The 15,344-nt window shown below is 60.8% G+C and carries 17 protein-coding genes and 1 pseudogene; 7 read left to right on the forward strand and 11 right to left on the reverse strand.

Features of this window, described 5'->3' with window-relative positions; translation table 11 throughout:
• Positions 1-209: 209 nt before the first annotated feature.
• The 5 genes from KL786_RS06940 to KL786_RS06960 all read right to left on the reverse strand — a co-directional run bounded on the left by KL786_RS06940 (position 210) and on the right by KL786_RS06960 (position 3,913).
• Complete coding sequence (locus KL786_RS06940) at positions 210-1,541, reverse strand: deoxyguanosinetriphosphate triphosphohydrolase (protein ID WP_215517128.1); 1,332 nt, start codon at positions 1,539-1,541, stop codon at positions 210-212.
• A gap of 72 nt (positions 1,542-1,613) precedes the next feature.
• The gene (locus tag KL786_RS06945) at positions 1,614-2,777 is read right to left on the reverse strand and encodes an EAL domain-containing protein (protein WP_215517129.1); all 1,164 of its coding nucleotides are present in this window, start codon (positions 2,775-2,777) and stop codon (positions 1,614-1,616) included.
• Between the two features lie 94 nt (positions 2,778-2,871).
• Entirely contained in the window at positions 2,872-3,213 is a 342-nt protein-coding gene (locus KL786_RS06950; RefSeq protein ID WP_215517130.1) for a hypothetical protein, read from the reverse strand.
• Entirely contained in the window at positions 3,210-3,596 is a 387-nt protein-coding gene (locus KL786_RS06955; protein ID WP_032862786.1) for a phage holin family protein, read from the reverse strand. The genes KL786_RS06950 and KL786_RS06955 overlap by 4 nt, the downstream gene beginning before the upstream one ends.
• A 2-nt stretch (positions 3,597-3,598) precedes the next feature.
• Positions 3,599-3,913, reverse strand: coding sequence for an ElaB/YgaM/YqjD family protein (locus KL786_RS06960; protein WP_029298079.1), 315 nt, complete (start codon positions 3,911-3,913; stop codon positions 3,599-3,601).
• A 354-nt stretch (positions 3,914-4,267) separates the two neighbouring features.
• Between KL786_RS06960 and KL786_RS06965 the strand changes: the two genes are divergently transcribed.
• Positions 4,268-5,476 carry an ammonium transporter gene (locus tag KL786_RS06965; protein ID WP_215517131.1) on the forward strand — a complete coding sequence of 403 codons (1,209 nt, stop codon included), beginning with the start codon at positions 4,268-4,270 and terminating at the stop codon, positions 5,474-5,476.
• Here the strand turns inward: KL786_RS06965 and KL786_RS06970 are convergent.
• The gene (locus tag KL786_RS06970) at positions 5,463-7,199 is read right to left on the reverse strand and encodes a cation:proton antiporter (protein ID WP_252193625.1); all 1,737 of its coding nucleotides are present in this window, start codon (positions 7,197-7,199) and stop codon (positions 5,463-5,465) included. The two genes, KL786_RS06965 and KL786_RS06970, sit on opposite strands and share 14 nt — an antisense overlap.
• 148 nt (positions 7,200-7,347) lie before the next feature.
• Between KL786_RS06970 and KL786_RS06975 the strand changes: the two genes are divergently transcribed.
• From KL786_RS06975 to KL786_RS06985, 3 genes are all read left to right on the forward strand, one after another.
• Complete coding sequence (locus KL786_RS06975; protein WP_032862783.1) at positions 7,348-7,584, forward strand: glutaredoxin family protein; 237 nt, start codon at positions 7,348-7,350, stop codon at positions 7,582-7,584.
• A gap of 75 nt (positions 7,585-7,659) precedes the next feature.
• Positions 7,660-7,995: a hypothetical protein gene (locus KL786_RS06980; RefSeq protein WP_032862791.1), complete on the forward strand. Its 336-nt coding sequence runs from the start codon at positions 7,660-7,662 to the stop codon at positions 7,993-7,995.
• A gap of 49 nt (positions 7,996-8,044) precedes the next feature.
• On the forward strand, positions 8,045-8,935 hold the full coding sequence (locus KL786_RS06985) for a pseudouridine synthase (protein ID WP_215517132.1): 891 nt from the start codon (positions 8,045-8,047) through the stop codon (positions 8,933-8,935).
• A gap of 68 nt (positions 8,936-9,003) precedes the next feature.
• Here KL786_RS06985 and KL786_RS06990 read toward each other — a convergent pair whose 3' ends face one another.
• Positions 9,004-9,225: a YgdI/YgdR family lipoprotein gene (locus tag KL786_RS06990; RefSeq protein WP_029298091.1), complete on the reverse strand. Its 222-nt coding sequence runs from the start codon at positions 9,223-9,225 to the stop codon at positions 9,004-9,006.
• An 80-nt stretch (positions 9,226-9,305) separates the two neighbouring features.
• Positions 9,306-9,908 carry a molybdenum cofactor guanylyltransferase MobA gene (gene mobA, locus KL786_RS06995; protein WP_215517133.1) on the reverse strand — a complete coding sequence of 201 codons (603 nt, stop codon included), beginning with the start codon at positions 9,906-9,908 and terminating at the stop codon, positions 9,306-9,308.
• A 76-nt stretch (positions 9,909-9,984) separates the two neighbouring features.
• Between mobA and moaB the strand changes: the two genes are divergently transcribed.
• The 3 genes and pseudogenes from moaB to yegS form a co-directional block, all read left to right on the forward strand.
• Positions 9,985-10,524 carry a molybdenum cofactor biosynthesis protein B gene (gene moaB / locus KL786_RS07000; protein WP_215517134.1) on the forward strand — a complete coding sequence of 180 codons (540 nt, stop codon included), beginning with the start codon at positions 9,985-9,987 and terminating at the stop codon, positions 10,522-10,524.
• Positions 10,508-11,734, forward strand: coding sequence for a molybdopterin molybdotransferase MoeA (locus tag KL786_RS07005; RefSeq protein WP_215517135.1), 1,227 nt, complete (start codon positions 10,508-10,510; stop codon positions 11,732-11,734). Before moaB ends, KL786_RS07005 begins: the two co-directional genes overlap by 17 nt.
• 87 nt (positions 11,735-11,821) lie before the next feature.
• Positions 11,822-12,746, forward strand: a pseudogene (gene yegS, locus KL786_RS07010) (lipid kinase YegS); the annotation flags it as partial.
• Here yegS and KL786_RS07015 read toward each other — a convergent pair.
• The 3 genes from KL786_RS07015 to KL786_RS07025 all read right to left on the reverse strand — a co-directional run bounded on the left by KL786_RS07015 (position 12,708) and on the right by KL786_RS07025 (position 15,041).
• Positions 12,708-13,367: a response regulator transcription factor gene (locus KL786_RS07015; protein ID WP_032862776.1), complete on the reverse strand. Its 660-nt coding sequence runs from the start codon at positions 13,365-13,367 to the stop codon at positions 12,708-12,710. The pseudogene yegS and the gene KL786_RS07015 overlap by 39 nt on opposite strands.
• Positions 13,364-14,257, reverse strand: a complete 894-nt coding sequence (locus tag KL786_RS07020) for a sensor histidine kinase (RefSeq protein ID WP_215517136.1) — start codon at positions 14,255-14,257, stop codon at positions 13,364-13,366. The genes KL786_RS07015 and KL786_RS07020 overlap by 4 nt, the downstream gene beginning before the upstream one ends.
• A 337-nt stretch (positions 14,258-14,594) precedes the next feature.
• Positions 14,595-15,041 (reverse strand): hypothetical protein, encoded by a 447-nt coding sequence (locus tag KL786_RS07025; RefSeq protein ID WP_390898761.1) that lies wholly within the window; start codon positions 15,039-15,041, stop codon positions 14,595-14,597.
• Positions 15,042-15,344: the final 303 nt, after the last annotated feature.

Genomic DNA, 15,344 nt, shown 5'->3' on the forward strand with positions numbered 1-15,344 from the left:
CCAGCCAGTGCCAATGACGATTTGCCCAGTGAACCAGGCGCTGGGCGATCGAAGGTTTGCGTGAATGTAGGAGCTGATCGCTGGGGTGGATCAGAGAGGGGTGATTATTCATCGGGTGTTGGGGCGAATTCGATCAGGCCGCTCTGGAGCCTGTGTAGGTCAATTCTTTGAGGCAAGCACCCAGGCAGGAAACCTGCCTGGGTCACGGGTCACAGAGGGTGTGAACGCCCGGTCATCTCGCGGGCCATTTCGCTGGCGTAGCTATCGGTCATGCCGGCGATGAAGTCGATCATGCGCAAGAACGAACGGTGCAGCGACCAATCAGGATGGGGCGCGCTATTACCCAGCAAATCCAGGACGCGCCGATTCTTGAAGGATGGGGTGCGGCCGCCATGTTGTTCCAGGGCTGCGCCACAGAAGGTGTTCAGGAGGATCTCCAGGGTGGTGTAGGCGCCGATCTCATGCAGGGTCTTGCGTTTGTCCTGGAAGATTTTCTTGCGCGCCATGTCCTTGGCATTCAGTACACAGCGTTTGGCCGGGCCATGCATATGCTCCACCAGATCCCCTGGCAAGGTCCCGGCCAGCAGCGCAGGTTGTTGCTCGACGAACGCCCGCGCGGCGGCGTTGGTCAGGTGCTCGATCGCCTTGCCGCGCAGGATCGCGAGCTTGCGTCGCCTGGAGTCCAGGGGCCCCAGTTGCCGGTAGGTTTCCGGCAGGTCATCGCCTACCAGGTTCAACAGCAATGATTCGACCTCGGCGTACTCCAGCAAGTCCATTTCCAGGCCATCTTCAAGATCGATCAGGGCGTAGCATATATCGTCGGCCGCCTCCATCAAGTAGACCAGAGGGTGGCGCGCCCAGCGTTGTTCCTCAAGTTGAGGCAGACCCAGTTTCTGGGCGATCTGCTCAAGGATCGGCAGCTCGCTCTGGTAGCAGCCGAACTTGTGTTTCTTGTAGCCCAGGGAGTCGGCATGGCGGGCGGTCCATGGGTACTTCAGGTAAGTACCCAGGGTGGCGTAGGTCAGGCGCGTGCCGCCGTCGAACTGGTGGTATTCCAATTGCGTCAGGACGCGGAACCCTTGCGCATTGCCTTCGAAATTGAGGAAGTCATTGCGCTCGGCACTGCTCATGTCATCCAGCCAGCCGCGGCCTGCGGCCTGCTGGAACCAGTGGCGAATCGCATCTTCGCCGGAATGGCCGAACGGTGGGTTACCGATGTCGTGAGCCAGGCAGGCCGATTGCACGACCATCCCCAGGTCACTGGGGTCGCACCAGTCGGGCAGGGCACTACGGATGGTCTCGCCGACACGCATACCCAGGGAGCGTCCGACGCAACTGACCTCCAGCGAGTGGGTCAGTCGGGTGTGGATATGATCGTTGCTGGTCACCGGGTGGACCTGGGTCTTGCGGCCCAGGCGACGAAAGGCCCCGGAGAAGATGATCCGGTCATGGTCTTTGTGAAATGGGCTGCGACCCAGCTCTTCCGGGCTGTGCAGGGGTTTTCCAAGGCGTTCGCGGGTAAGCAGGGTAGGCCAATCCAAGGCGAGGGCTCTCCGTGGGATGAATGTCGACCCCCAGCTTCCCGGTTCGGCGTGCCCGGAGCAAGCGAAAAACTACAGGCCGGCGGCGTCAATATCGATTAACAGCAAGCGCTGACCGTTATCGAAGAATTGTCCTGCTGTCAGGCAGTATTGATTGGTTGTGGCATCGCGGTAGGTGGTGGAGAGAATCACGCGGCGTTCTTCCCAGCCCTCGGCCAGCAGGTGATAGAAATAGGGGCGCCATGACCAGTTGTGGCCCAGGTAGCGGCCGTCCGCTTGCCAGGCATTTTGGCGCCACTCGAAGTTGGGAGTCAGTTGGGTGCCGTGGCGATCGCACTGATAGAACCGCAGCAGCCTGGGGAAACCCGGCAACCATGGCAGTTGATTCAGCGGCTCCTGGGCCAGTACCCAGCCTTGCAGGATCTGCATCAACTCGATCAGTTGCTGGCGCAGCAGCATGATTCGCCCGCGCTCTGCCAGTTTCTGCTGCACATATGCCTGGCGCAGCACGGCGAAACGCGGGACGAAGGCATCGGCTGCGAACCAGTTCAGTTGCGCCTGGGCAAAGAGGTAGCCTTGGACATAACGCGCGCCACATTCAAGGGCAAAGTTCAGTTGCGCTTCGGTTTCCACACCTTCGGCAATGATCCAGCACCCAGTTTTTTCCGCCATTTGGGCCAGGGCGCGCACCACTTCACTGCTTGGGCCTCCCAGGGCCGCGGCCTGGAACAGGCGCATATCCAGCTTGAGGATATCCGGGCGCAGGGCCAGGACCCGATCCAGTTGCGAATACCCGGCACCAAAATCATCAATGGCAATCCGTGCGCCGGCCTGACGGTAGCGTGCGACGACCTCGGCCAGGCGCTGGCTGTCACCTCCCAGTTCGGTGATCTCAAACACAATGCGTTGTGGATCGATGTCATGGGCCTGTAACTGTTTCAGGCTGGGCAGCGGTTGGCCCGGTCGCAGCAGGGTGATCCAGCGGGGGGAGATATTGAGGCTCAGGAACCAGTCTTCAGGCGCTTCATGCAGGCGGCTCAGGGCATTGTCACGGATCTTGCGGTCCAGGCGGCGCAACGCCGAGGTAGGCGTACGGGCATCGGCGAACAACGGGCCGACCGACAGCAATTGCCCGTCTGTCTGTTGCAGGCGGCCCAGTGCTTCCACCCCGGCAATACGGCCGGTGGCGGTGTCGATAAACGGTTGGAAAAATGCGAGCGGTTGCCCGTCAATCACAGAGCCTCCTTAGGATGCTTCAGTATGAAAAAGGCCCGGCCCCTACAGAGAGGGCGCCGGGCCTGATCCATGTGCAAGAATGCAGCCAGTTGCGTCAGGGCTTGCGGGCGGCACTCTGCATGGCGAGCTTGATCAAGGGGATCAGTCCTGCACCGAGTCGTACCAGGCGGGTCATGGTGCCGATTCCGCCACTCTTGGCGCCTTTACCGGTGAAAAATCCCAGCAGGGTCACCGCCGCGACGCCCCACAGCGGCGCATGCTTGATACCGAACCCGTCCTGCCAGCTCTGGCCCATGTTGCGCACCTTTTGCAGGGGCAGCAGCAATTGCTGGGATTCGTGGCGAATTTCCTGGCGGTGCATTTCCATGCGCAGGCGAATCAACGCCTTGCGCATTTCCCGCCGGGAGTTGGTTTGCGGCAGTTCAGTCAGGCTCATGGCAGCAGGCGCTCCCGGTCGTTGGCCAGCTCTTCGAGGGTGGCGTGGAAAGGCGTGGACTCATCGAATACCGCGGCCTTCAAGCGCAGCCCGCAGAACGCTGCGGCGAGTACATAAAACACGCATAGGCTGATGATCCCGGTCAGGCGATAGGTATCCCAGACCAGGATCATGACCAGCGCCGATAACCCCACCAGCAGCAGCAGGGCAAACACCAGCGCCAGGCCGGCAAACAGCAGCAGGCTGACAGTGCGTGCCTTCTGTTCCTGCAACTCGATGCCGAACAGCTCGACATGGCTGTGCAGCAAGCCCAGGACAGCCGCGCCGAGGCGCCGCGAGGTGGAGCTTGGGCCCGTGGACGAGCCGGTTTCGCCGTTAGACATGATTAGCGCCTTGTAGCCAACAGGCCGATCAGAAAGCCCACGCCGGCCGCGATACCCACGGACTGCCAAGGGTTGGCCTGTACGTAGTCTTCGGTGGCAGTGACTGCCGCCTTGCCGCGTTCGCGCAAGGAGTCTTCAGTCAACTTCAGGGTTTCCCGGGCTTGCAGCAGGCTGTCGTGGATTTTCGAACGCAGCTCATCAGCTTGGTCACCGGCCAGAATCGCGGTGTCGTCCAGCAGCTTTTCGGTATCGCTGACCAGGGTCTGGAAATCTTCCATCAGTATTTCTTGAGCAGTCTTTGCCGTTTTTCTGGCCATGGTTAACTCCGTGAGTGGCTGTCTGATGCTTTTGCAGGGTTTTGGTTGAGAGTCGCCGGTATCGGTGAAGGTTCACTGCAATTGTCTGGTACAGCTTTTGCTTTGCCTTGGTGCGCGAGCCGCAAGGCTTGCGCGCAATGTGGGCGGTTTCGGCAAAAGCCTTGAAAAACCTTACCCTAAATCACTAAAACCCGTGGAAAAACCCACAAGTCACTGCCTTCTTCATCTGTCGTCGCGCCAAAGCGGTTCAAACCCTCTCAAGAAGGGTGGAACGCGTGGTGCCAATTTAGTGCGCGACCGTCGGCAATGAACTGCTTTGGTGCTTTTTCCTGAACTGCAGGCCTGCCAATTCCCATGGAAAATGTGCAAAGCGCGGTGGACACCCTGGTCCACAGCTCCAATACGCTGTTTATTCTGATCGGCGCGGTAATGGTCCTGGCGATGCATGCCGGTTTCGCGTTTCTGGAGGTCGGTACGGTGCGGCAGAAGAATCAGGTCAACGCGTTGTCGAAAATCCTCAGTGATTTTGCGGCCTCGACCCTGGCCTATTTCTTTATAGGCTATTGGATCTCCTATGGGGTCAGCTTTATGCAGCCGGCCGCAGTGCTCAGTGCCGACCATGGCTATGGCCTGGTGAAGTTCTTTTTCCTGCTGACCTTCGCGGCTGCCATCCCGGCGATCATCTCCGGAGGCATTGCCGAACGTGCACGCTTTGCTCCACAGCTGTGCGCCACGGCGTTGATCGTGGCGTTCATCTACCCGTTTTTCGAGGGCATGGTGTGGAACGGCAACTTCGGTCTGCAAGCCTGGTTGCTGGCGACCTTTGGCGCGACGTTCCATGACTTTGCCGGTTCCGTAGTGGTCCACGCCATGGGCGGGTGGTTGGCGTTGGCTGCGGTGCTGCTGCTGGGCCCGCGCCAGGGACGATATCGCGATGGACGCCTGGTGGCGTTCGCGCCTTCGAGCATCCCCTTCCTGGCGCTGGGCTCGTGGATATTGATCGTCGGCTGGTTCGGTTTCAACGTGATGAGTGCGCAGACCCTTTCCGGTGTGAGCGGGCTGGTGGCGGTCAACTCGCTGATGGCGATGGTGGGCGGTACCGTGGCGGCGCTGGTGATCGGGCGTAATGATCCGGGCTTTTTGCACAATGGTCCGTTGGCCGGGTTGGTGGCGATTTGCGCCGGTTCCGACCTGATGCACCCGGTGGGGGCATTGGTCACCGGCGTGGTGGCCGGTGGCTTGTTCGTCTGGTGCTTTATCGCCGCCCAGGCGCGTTGGAAGATCGATGATGTGCTGGGTGTCTGGCCGCTGCATGGCTTGTGCGGTGTGTGGGGCGGGATTGCCTGCGGGATCTTCGGGCAGAGCGCCTTGGGTGGGCTGGGCGGCGTGAGCCTGATCAGCCAGTTGATCGGCACCGCCCTGGGGGTGGTAGTGGCCCTGGCTGGCGGGTTGCTGGTGTATGGCGTGCTCAAGCGCATCTGCGGCCTGCGCTTGAGTCAGGAAGAGGAGTACTACGGCGCGGACTTGTCGATCCATAAGATTGGTGCGGTCAGTCAGGATTGATCGGCGCTTGCCGGCTGTCGTCGGTGTGCTGGTAGAAACCGTGAAGCAAGCGGTAACGGTTGCGCCGCACTTCGTCGACCCGCTCGCGCACTTGCTGGTCAGGCTGGCCGAGCATGATCAGCGCGTGTGACGCGAGCATCAGGCTCGACTCCAGCAACTCGGGCACCACCTCGCTGGCGCCGGCAGCCTTCAGTTCGGTCAGTTGGCTGTCGTCGCGGGTGCGCACCAGGATCGGCACCTTGTGGTTGATTCGACGCGCTTCCTTGAGCACCACCAGTGCTACATCCGCATTGTCCACGGCAATCACCACCAGGCGCGCGCGCTCCAGGCCGACCGCGCTGAGCAAGGCGCCGCGTCGGCAATCGCCATAATGCACGCTGCTGTCCTCAGTGGCGGCTTCCTGTACGCGCTCGGGGTCATCGTCCAGAGCAATGAACGCCTGTTGTTCACGGCGCAGAAAACGCCCGATGGACTGACCAACGCGGCCATAGCCGCAGATCAGCACGTGCCCGCGCAGCTCGGCGTTGAGCGCGGTGATTGCTTCCAGTTGCACTTGCTGGTTGGGCTTGCGATGCAGGCGCAGCGCGATAGCGGGCGCGGCCCGCAGCAACAGGGGCGTCAGCAGCATGGAGCAGAACGTCGCCGCCAGTAGCAGGCTGCTGATTTTGCCTGGCAGCATATTGCTCAATTGCATCTGCGCCATCAATGCAAAGCAGAATTCACCCCCCTGGGCCAGGGCCAGGCCACTGCGCCAGGCGGTTTCGCTGTCGCTGCCGCGCAGCTTGACCAGCGCGGCTACGACGCAGCCCTTGATCAGCATCAGCGCCAGGGTCAACCCGAGGATCTGCAGGCTGTGACTGATGAACAGCTGCAGGTCGATCAACATGCCGATGCTGACAAAAAACAGTCCCAGCAGGATGTCGCGAAACGGCCGGATATCCGCTTCGATCTGGTGCCGGTAATGACTTTCCCCCAGCAGCATGCCCGCCAGGAATGCGCCGAGGGCTGGCGACAGGCCCAGCAGGTGTGTCAGCCAGGCCGTGAGCAGCACGATCACCAGGGCCAGCAGCACGAACAGCTCTGCCGAATGTGAGGCGGCCACTTCGTGAAACAGGCGCGGCAACAGCCAGCGGCTGGCGAGCAGCAGGCCGAGAAACAGCACCACGGTCTTGCCCAGGGTCAGGGGCAGCGCCCAGTACCAGGCTTGTTCGCTGCTACCGGCGAACACCGGGACCAGGGTCAGCAACAGTACCGCGACCACGTCCTGGAACAGCAGCACGCCAATCGCATTCTGCCCATGACTGCTGAATATCTCCCCCAGGCTGGTCAACTCCTTGCTCACAATGGCGGTCGATGACAGGGCCAGACCGGCCCCTAGCAGCAACGCGGCCACCGGCGACATGCCTATCAACAGCAGCAACCCGCCCAGCAATACCGAGCAGCACAGTACTTGCAGGCTGCCCAGGCCAAACACCACCCGGCGCAGGGTGAGCATCTTGGACAGGGAAAACTCCAGGCCCAGGGAAAACAGCAGGAATACCACCCCCAGTTCGGCGAGGTCTGGCAGGTCTTCGCTGTCATTGACCCAGTCCAGGGCTGTTGGCCCGACGGCCAGGCCCACGCACAGGTAGCCGAGCACCGGCGGCAGCTGCAGCCGGCGAAACAGCGCAATGACCACCAGGGATGAGGCAAGAATGATCAGCAGGTTGGCAAACACAGACATCTCCGTCGGGGTGTTGCGGGAAAAAAGCCGCGAGAATCGCTGAATCAGTTATAGGCCATGGTGATCTGGATCAGGTGTTTGTCGCGACTTGGCGAGGTTTTTCCGACGGCCTAGAATGAACGCCTGTTTTCTATCGGGTCTGTTCATCATGCCTCCTGAATGCCAGCTGTTCGGCACCTTGGCCTGCCACCTTTGCGAGCTTGCCGAAGAAGAAATCATGCCGTTGGTCGAACACGGACTGTTGGTTGAGCTGATGGATATCAGTGAATCCGAAACCCTGTTCGAAGCCTATGGCCTAAGGATTCCGGTACTGCGCCGGGTGGATACCGGGGCAGAACTGGATTGGCCTTTCGACACTGAGCAAGTGGTTGCCTTTCTACGTTAGCGCTAATCCCATGGCAGGTTGCTGATTATTCGGTTACTGTATGTTTGTACAGCGATTGAGTGAGAGGGAATGCCCGTGGTGAATGTTGAACAATTGAAAAGCAGCGTCAACCGCATGTCCGTCGATATTGTGCGCGATGCTGTGAATGAACTGCGGCTCGATGGCCTGGTCACGGAAGGCAAGACGCCGTTCAACAAAGTGCATTTCAATACCTGCTTTGCCGAAATCGAGGCGCTGTTCCAGCGCGCCGGTTATCACAAGCAACTGGATGTGGTGGGTTACCAGGGGTTGCTGTATGCGCTCTATGACCCTGGCCGCTGGGAGGCGGTGGATGTACTGCGCTGGCTCAAGGAGTTCACCGAGGCGGCCAGTGCCTCGCCGGTACTGCGGGCCGAGTTGGTCAAGGCTTGAGGATTTGGGGGATAATGCCCCTTTGGTTTTTCAAGTCTTGAGTGTGTGCATGTCCGATACCGGTTTTTCCGCGGCCCAGAACCAAGCCAGTACGTTGTACCTGCCACCTGGCTCCTGGGTGACGGTGCTCGATTGCCTGTGCGGGCACTTTCGCGCTATCGGCCGCGAGCAGTGGCTGGACCGTATCGCCCGTGGTCGGGTGCTGGATGGCAATGGCCAGCCCATCGGTGTGGACCTGGCCTACAAGGAAGGACTGCGCATCCACTACTTTCGCGAAGTGCCGGATGAAAAGCCGATCCCGGTGCAGGAGGCCATCCTGTACGCCGATGAGCACCTGGTGGTGGCCGACAAACCGCATTTCCTGCCCGTCACTCCCGCCGGCGAATACGTCGAGCAGACGTTGCTGCGCCGCTTGATCCGCCGCCTGGATAACCCGTCACTGGTACCGCTGCATCGGATCGATCGCCATACCGCTGGGCTGGTGCTGTTCTCTGCCAACCCACAAAGCCGCTCGGCTTATCAGCAACTGTTCCCCACCCGCCAGATCGATAAACTCTACGAAGCCATTGCACCGGCCTTGCCTGGGCTGACATTTCCGTTGGTCCACAAGAGCCGCCTGGTCGATGGCGAACCGTTTTTCCGCATGCAGGAAGGGCCCGGAGTTAGCAACACGGAAACGGCAGTGCAGGTGCGCGAGAAGAACGGCGACCTGTGGCGCTATGGCCTGTTTCCGGTGACGGGCAAGAAGCATCAACTGCGCGTGCATATGACGGCGCTGGGCGCGAGTATCTGCAATGACCCGTTTTACCCCCAGGTTATCAAGGATGCCGTGGATGACTACGCCAACCCGCTCAAGTTGCTGGCCCAGGGCGTACGGTTTATCGACCCGGTGACGGGCGAGGAGCGCAGTTTCAGCAGCAGGAACAAGCTTGAGTGGTGATGTTTGCCACACGCCAGATACAACAAAGCCCGCTCAAAAGCGGGCTTTGTTGTATCTGGCGTTAAGACTTACAGGTCTTTAACGGTGCGAACCTGATCCTTGTTGATGCGGGTGCGCTTGCCATCCAGTTGTTCGAATTCGTAGAAGCCCGAATCCTGATCGAATTTAGGGGTATCGACAGCCTGGATTTCGCGACCGTCATTCAGGGTGATCACTGTTGGCGAGGCGCAACCGGCGAGGGTAGCAAGGCCCAGTGCAAGCATGAGAGCGGCGATGGTCCGTTGGGTCATGAGTCTTCTCCGAGAGTAATGCTGTATTGAGTTCTGACCTTGTGACGTGTGCAACGTCGGCAAAGTTCCTTGTCTAGCGCTCATTCTGACACGCCAGGGCGTGGGTGCAACAACTCTGGCGTATTGAGGTTGGCCAGGCGTGGGTCGTTTTCTGCGCAATCGAGCGCCTGTGCCCCCAGTTTCAGCAGGATCTGGCGCGGGCTGCGCTCTGCAGCCAGCCAGGCGTTCTCTACCGCCTCGCGCAGATGCGTCGGTATGACGCAGAGCAAAGGTTCCCAGAACGCGCCGTGGCGGATCATCACCGGCACCTGTGGGTGTTGCCGTGCGGTTTCGAGCAGGTCGGCCAGCAGCTGCCCATCGATGTGCGGCACATCACAGGGCAATATCAATAAGTGCTCGTGGCGTGCGGCGGCCAGCCCGGCGCGGATGCCGGCCAAGGGACCGGGGAAGTCTGCACTGTCGTCGTTCACCAACTGGTCGCCATAGGGGGCGTACTGCGCCTGATTGCGGTTGCAGGAGATGATCAGGTCGTCGGTCAACGGCCGCACCAACTGGTGCAGGTGGGCAATCAGCGGTTGCCCGTGCCAGTCGAGCAGGCCCTTGTCCAGCCCGCCCATGCGCTGGCCGCGACCGCCGGCCAGCAACAGGATCGAGCAGGGCAGGGGCGAAGAATTGAATGGCATGACGGCTCCGCAGGGGCAGTGAAATAGGGGGCTGTGATATAACATCGGGCTGTTCCTTCGACAACCGGACCGAGCCATGAAAGCCAAGGCTGATGCGCCTTTCGTACCTCTGAACATCGCTGTACTGACCGTCAGCGACACCCGTACCCTGGAAACCGACACCTCCGGGCAGGTCTTCGTCGACCGCCTGCTCGCGGCGGGCCATCACCTGGCCGAACGGGTACTGCTCAAAGATGACCTCTACAAAATCCGTGCGCAAGTGGCGCACTGGATCGCCGAGGATGTGGTGCAAGTGGTACTGATCACCGGCGGCACCGGCTTCACTGGTCGCGACAGCACCCCGGAAGCCGTCAGTTGCTTGCTGGACAAGCAAGTGGACGGGTTTGGCGAGCTGTTCCGGCAGATATCGGTCGCCGATATCGGCACCTCCACCGTACAGTCCCGTGCCTTGGCCGGCCTGGCCAATGGCACCCTGGTGTGCTGCCTGCCGGGCTCTACCAATGCGGTGCGTACCGGTTGGGACGGGATCCTCGCCGAACAGTTGGATGCGCGCCATCGCCCGTGCAATTTCGTGCCGCACCTCAAGCTCGCCGAGCCGTGTGAATCTCGTGGATAAGCCCGGCAAAACCGGTGCGTTGATGCCCGTGGAAGAGGCCCTTGAGCGGCTGTTGAGCATGGCCGAGGCTGCGCCGATCCGTGAGCAGGAACACCTACCCTTGGCCGAGTGCGACGGGCGCGTGCTGGCTGAGGCGCTGGTGTCCACCCTCGACCTGCCGCCTTGGCCCAACAGTGCCATGGATGGCTACGCCTTGCGCACCGCCGATTGGGCGGGGGAACCGCTGGTAGTGAGCCAGCGCATCTTCGCCGGCCAGGCCCCTGAGCCCTTGGCGCCAGGTACCTGTGCGCGGATTTTCACCGGCGCCCCGGTACCCGAAGGGGCCGACTGCGTGGAAATGCAGGAAAACGTCGAGGTGCAGCCCGATCAGCGCGTGAGCTTTACCCAAGCACTGCACCCAGGGCAAAACATCCGCCCCAAAGGCCAGGAGACAACTGTCGGTGAAGAAGTCCTGGCTGCCGGCACGCGTCTGGGGCCGATTGAACTGGGCCTGGCAGCCTCCTTGGGTCGCGACCGACTGCCTGTGGTGCGCCGCGTGCGTGTGGCGGTGTTGTCGACGGGCGACGAGTTGATCGAGCCGGGCCTGCCGTTGGGGCCGGGGCAGATCTACAACAGTAACCGCCGAGTGTTGTGCAGTTGGTTGCAACGCCTGGGCTGCGAGGTGATCGACGCCGGTATCTTGCCCGATGACCTGGAGTTGACCCGTACCCGCCTGGGCGCACTGGGTGCGGTGGACTTGATTCTGTCTACCGGCGGTGTCTCGGTGGGGGAGGCCGACTTCCTCGGTATCGCTCTACGCGAGGAGGGTGAGTTGGCCTTGTGGAAGCTGGCGATCAAGCCTGGTAAACCGCTGACATTCGGCCATTTTCGCGGTGTGCCGGTGATCGGTCTGCCGGGGAATCCGGCGTCCACCCTGGTCACGTTCGCCCTGCTGGCACGGCCCTACCTGCTGCGCCGCCAGGGTGTCGAAGCGGTGCAGCCCCTGCGTTTCGAGGTGCCGGTGGGATTCGTCTGGGCCAAACCGGGCAATCGTCGCGAATACCTGCGCGGGCGCCTTGAGCAAGGGCGGGCGGTGATCTACCAGAACCAGAGTTCCGGTGTCTTGCGCAGTGCCGCCTGGGCCGAGGGTTTGGTAGAAGTCCTGGAAGGCACCACATTGGCCATCGGTGACCGGGTTAACTTCATTCCCCTGAGTGAACTGCTGGGCTGAAGAATTAATTGACAGCCCAATGGCTTTTTTCCGCTTGTCGAAGGTCAACATCCCTCAGGTCCCCTGCAACGATAGGAGCTTCACCCCATGAGCACACCCAAGGCACTGCTGATTCTGCACGGCAAGCAAGCCCTCAATGAAGACGTGCGAGCGGCAGTGCAAGGCAAGCGTGAGCAGGGCTGGGAGCTGGCAGTTCGCGTCACCTGGGAGGGCGGCGATGCCCAGCGCCTGGTGGATGAGGCCCTGGAGGCTGGTTACACACGCTTGATCGCGGGTGGTGGCGACGGCACGTTGCGCGATGTGGCCGAGGCCATGGCTCGCGCCAAGACTGACGCCAGCCTGGTGCTGATGCCCCTGGGCACCGCCAATGACTTCGCCCGTGCGGCCGGTGTGCCGCTGGAGCCGCACCTGGCCCTGGAACTGCTGGACGTTGCACCGCACGCCATTGACCTGGGGGAAGTGGGCGGGCAGGTTTTCCTCAACATGGCTACCGGCGGCTTTGGCAGCCAGGTCACGGCCAACACCTCCGAGGACCTGAAAAAGGTGCTGGGCGGCGCGGCTTATCTGTTTACCGGCCTGTCGCGCTTCAGCGAGTTGCGGGCGGCCTACGGAGAACTGGTGGGGCCGGACTTTCATTGGCGCGGTGAGTTGCTGGCGCTGGGGATCGGCAACGGTCGCCAGGCCGGTGGCGGGCATGAACTGTGTCCTGGCGCGCTGGCCGATGATGGCTTGCTGGATATCAGCATTCTGCCGGCACCCCAGGAAGTGGTCGGCACCTTGCGCAGCCTGATGACCGACGGCTGGGGCCTGGACAACCTGTTTGTGCGGGCACGCCTGCCGTGGGTGGAAATCAAGGTGGCCGAAGGGCTGGATATCAACCTCGATGGCGAACCGCTCAAAGGCAATGATCTGCACTTTCGTGCCTTGCCCAAGGCCTTGCAGGTGCACTTGCCGCTGGACTCACCGTTGCTGGCTAATCGTCCAGGCTGATGATCTGCTCGCGCACGGCAAACAGCACCAGGCCGGCGACATCGAAAATCTGCAGGCGCTTCATGATTTGCGAGCGGTGAGCTTCCACGGTCTTGATGCTCAGGCCCAGGCCGTGGGCAATTTCCCGGGTGGACTTGCCGCGCACGATCAGGCGCAGGATTTCCAATTGGCGTGCGGTCAGGTTGTGGCGCTGCACCGGCTGCGTGGTTTGCGACTGGCTGTGGATCAAGGCCTGGTTGATCACCGTGTGCGCGATGGCCGGGCTCAGGTAGCGCTCGTTATTGCGCAGGGCCAGCAACGCATGCTCCAGCTCGTTGGCGGTGGTGTCCTTGAGCAGGTAGCCGTGGGCGCCTGACTCCAGGGCACGCATGATCAACTGCGGGTCGGTGTGCATCGAGAGGATCAGCACTTTGCTCTTGGGGTAGGCGTGCTTGAGTTGCTGCAACGCATCCAGGCCGCTGGTGTGTTTCATCGACAGGTCCAGCAGGACGATATCGGGCTGCAAGGCAGTAAATTGTGCCAGCACCTGCGCGCCATCATTGGCTTCGCCGATCACGGCGTAGCCGGGGATATCGAGGATCAGCGCACGCACGCCGGCCCGGATCAGTGCGTGGTCATCCACCAGGAGTAAATTGCAGGTCACTCTAAAACCTTAGGCGTACTGGCCCGTTCGAGGGCGCGGGGCGCCCAGGGGAAAAGCGCCTCGATCCGCGTCCCGGAACCGGGCTGGCTCCTGACGGACAGCGTGCCTCCCAGTTGATCAATGCGCTCGGACATGCCCGCCATGCCTCGTTGCCCCTCCAGGCCGGGGTCGGTAGCGGGCGAGAATCCCTGGCCGTCATCACTGATAAACAGTGACAACCCCTGGGGCAGGCGTTGCAGGCGCACCAGCAGGTTGCGTGCCTGGGCATGGCGCAGCATGTTGGTCACGGCCTCCTGGGTGATACGAAAGGCCGCCACCGCCATCTCTTCCGGAATTCCGGCCAGGCGTTGCTGGCATTCCAGGCTCCAGTGCACAGGGGTGTTTTCCAGGGTCTTGAGCAGGTGCGCGCGCAGGCTTGCTTCCAGGCCCAGGCTGGCCAGCTGCCGGGGGTTGAGAATGGCCGAGACGTCGCGCACCTTGGCCAGGGTTTCGTTGAGGGTGTTACACAGCACATTGCACTGCCCCTGCAACTCTGCCGGCAGGCGACGCTGGAGCCAGTCACATTGCAGCTTGGCGGCAGTCAGCAGTTGACCGATATCGTCATGCAGTTCGCGGCTAAGGCGATGACGCTCGTTTTCCTGGACTTGCAACAAGCGGTCTGCCAATTCCTGGGGTTGAAACTTGATGGACTTGCGCGAGCGCCAACGCTGCAGGCCAACGGCGGCCAGGATGGCGAGGTTGAGCAGTAGCAGGAGTATCGGCAGCGGAGCCTGGTGGGCATATACCCACAGGCTGACAAGGGTCGCGCACAGGCACAGGCCAAGCGTGATCCAGCGGGTACTGCTTCGGGATCCGAATCTGGCGATGAGTGACTTGGGGCTGGTGTACATAGCAGATGGAGCCGATGGGTGTTCGCTGCGGGTAGACCGGTCACGACCGCTGACTGGGCTCTGTTTGAAAAGCATATTGAGTCTGATAAGAGTTCGAAGGCGTTCTCGGGGGTTTTACAGCATGCCGGTCAGCCACTTCGAGCGCGGCAATAGTACCATCAACAATTACCGCTGGTCGCCTGGAACGGTGCTTAGTTCAACGGTGGCTAGTTGTATTATTAATCTTGTCTTGCATCGTTATTACCAATGCTGGCTCATTGATAGTTGGCTGGCTAAATACCTGCTCGGGCACTAGTTGGGCACCCACTGGCATGCCCGGATTAACCGCGAGGCCTGTTCAGGAGGCGTGGGGCATGGATTGGCGACAGGAGCTGCCAATGTCCTTCTGTGGGATCTGCCGGGCGACGGTTTCAATCAGCGTGGTTTGTTCCGCTTCATCCAGGCTGAGCTTGCCGGTCTTGAAATCGATCAATTCCAATTGCCAGGCCAGTAATGTCAGACAGTCATGCAGGGCTGAGAGCGCCGCATCATGCAGTTGCACCGGGTTTTGGGCATTGCTGATCAGGGCCTGGATATGCCGCGAAAAATTGCCGATGACTTCCAGCGCCATGGCGTCGGCTTTCTCGGCCAGCCGGGTCAGGCTGTTTTTCATGCAGTCGATAGCATCGTTGTCGTTGCGGATCAAATGCAGGTGGCTCAAGCATTCCTCCGACTTGGCCAGCAGCATTTCGGCCTCCAGAAGGAACTCGGGAAGTGCATCTTGCCACTCTTTACCGTCGTTCATCATGAAAGTCTCCACAACATACGGTCAGATAGTGAGATGTAGTACTGGCGTAATAGCTGCAAACTAGCGCCGAAATATGACCGGAATCTGTAGTTCGTTTCTGATTTTTTAGTAGTACTTTTATTTGACTGATGAGCGTCGTGACTGCTGGCGCTGCTTGCAGTAGAAACATCCAGAGGCATTCGCATCACTTCGATTGCCCAGGTGTTAATGCCTGGAAGGCCCTTGGGCCGTGGGCTTGCGATAGCAAACAAAAGCCTGACTCCATTCATGCAATGAGAATGGCGTCACATTAATGGCTAT

This window comes from Pseudomonas sp. TAE6080, assembly GCF_018732265.1.
GTDB lineage: Bacteria > Pseudomonadota > Gammaproteobacteria > Pseudomonadales > Pseudomonadaceae > Aquipseudomonas > Aquipseudomonas brenneri.

Coding starts and splice junctions, on each gene's coding strand:
- KL786_RS06950 (WP_215517130.1), bottom strand. CDS start 3,213: ATGAGCCTGACTGAACTGCCGCAAACCAACTCCCGGCGGGAAATGCGC.
- KL786_RS06955 (WP_032862786.1), bottom strand. CDS start 3,596: ATGTCTAACGGCGAAACCGGCTCGTCCACGGGCCCAAGCTCCACCTCG.
- KL786_RS06960 (WP_029298079.1), bottom strand. CDS start 3,913: ATGGCCAGAAAAACGGCAAAGACTGCTCAAGAAATACTGATGGAAGAT.
- KL786_RS06965 (WP_215517131.1), top strand. CDS start 4,268: ATGGAAAATGTGCAAAGCGCGGTGGACACCCTGGTCCACAGCTCCAAT.
- KL786_RS06970 (WP_252193625.1), bottom strand. CDS start 7,199: ATGTCTGTGTTTGCCAACCTGCTGATCATTCTTGCCTCATCCCTGGTG.
- KL786_RS06975 (WP_032862783.1), top strand. CDS start 7,348: ATGCCTCCTGAATGCCAGCTGTTCGGCACCTTGGCCTGCCACCTTTGC.
- KL786_RS06985 (WP_215517132.1), top strand. CDS start 8,045: ATGTCCGATACCGGTTTTTCCGCGGCCCAGAACCAAGCCAGTACGTTG.
- KL786_RS06990 (WP_029298091.1), bottom strand. CDS start 9,225: ATGACCCAACGGACCATCGCCGCTCTCATGCTTGCACTGGGCCTTGCT.
- mobA (WP_215517133.1), bottom strand. CDS start 9,908: ATGCCATTCAATTCTTCGCCCCTGCCCTGCTCGATCCTGTTGCTGGCC.
- moaB (WP_215517134.1), top strand. CDS start 9,985: ATGAAAGCCAAGGCTGATGCGCCTTTCGTACCTCTGAACATCGCTGTA.
- KL786_RS07020 (WP_215517136.1), bottom strand. CDS start 14,257: ATGTACACCAGCCCCAAGTCACTCATCGCCAGATTCGGATCCCGAAGC.
- KL786_RS07025 (WP_390898761.1), bottom strand. CDS start 15,041: ATGAACGACGGTAAAGAGTGGCAAGATGCACTTCCCGAGTTCCTTCTG.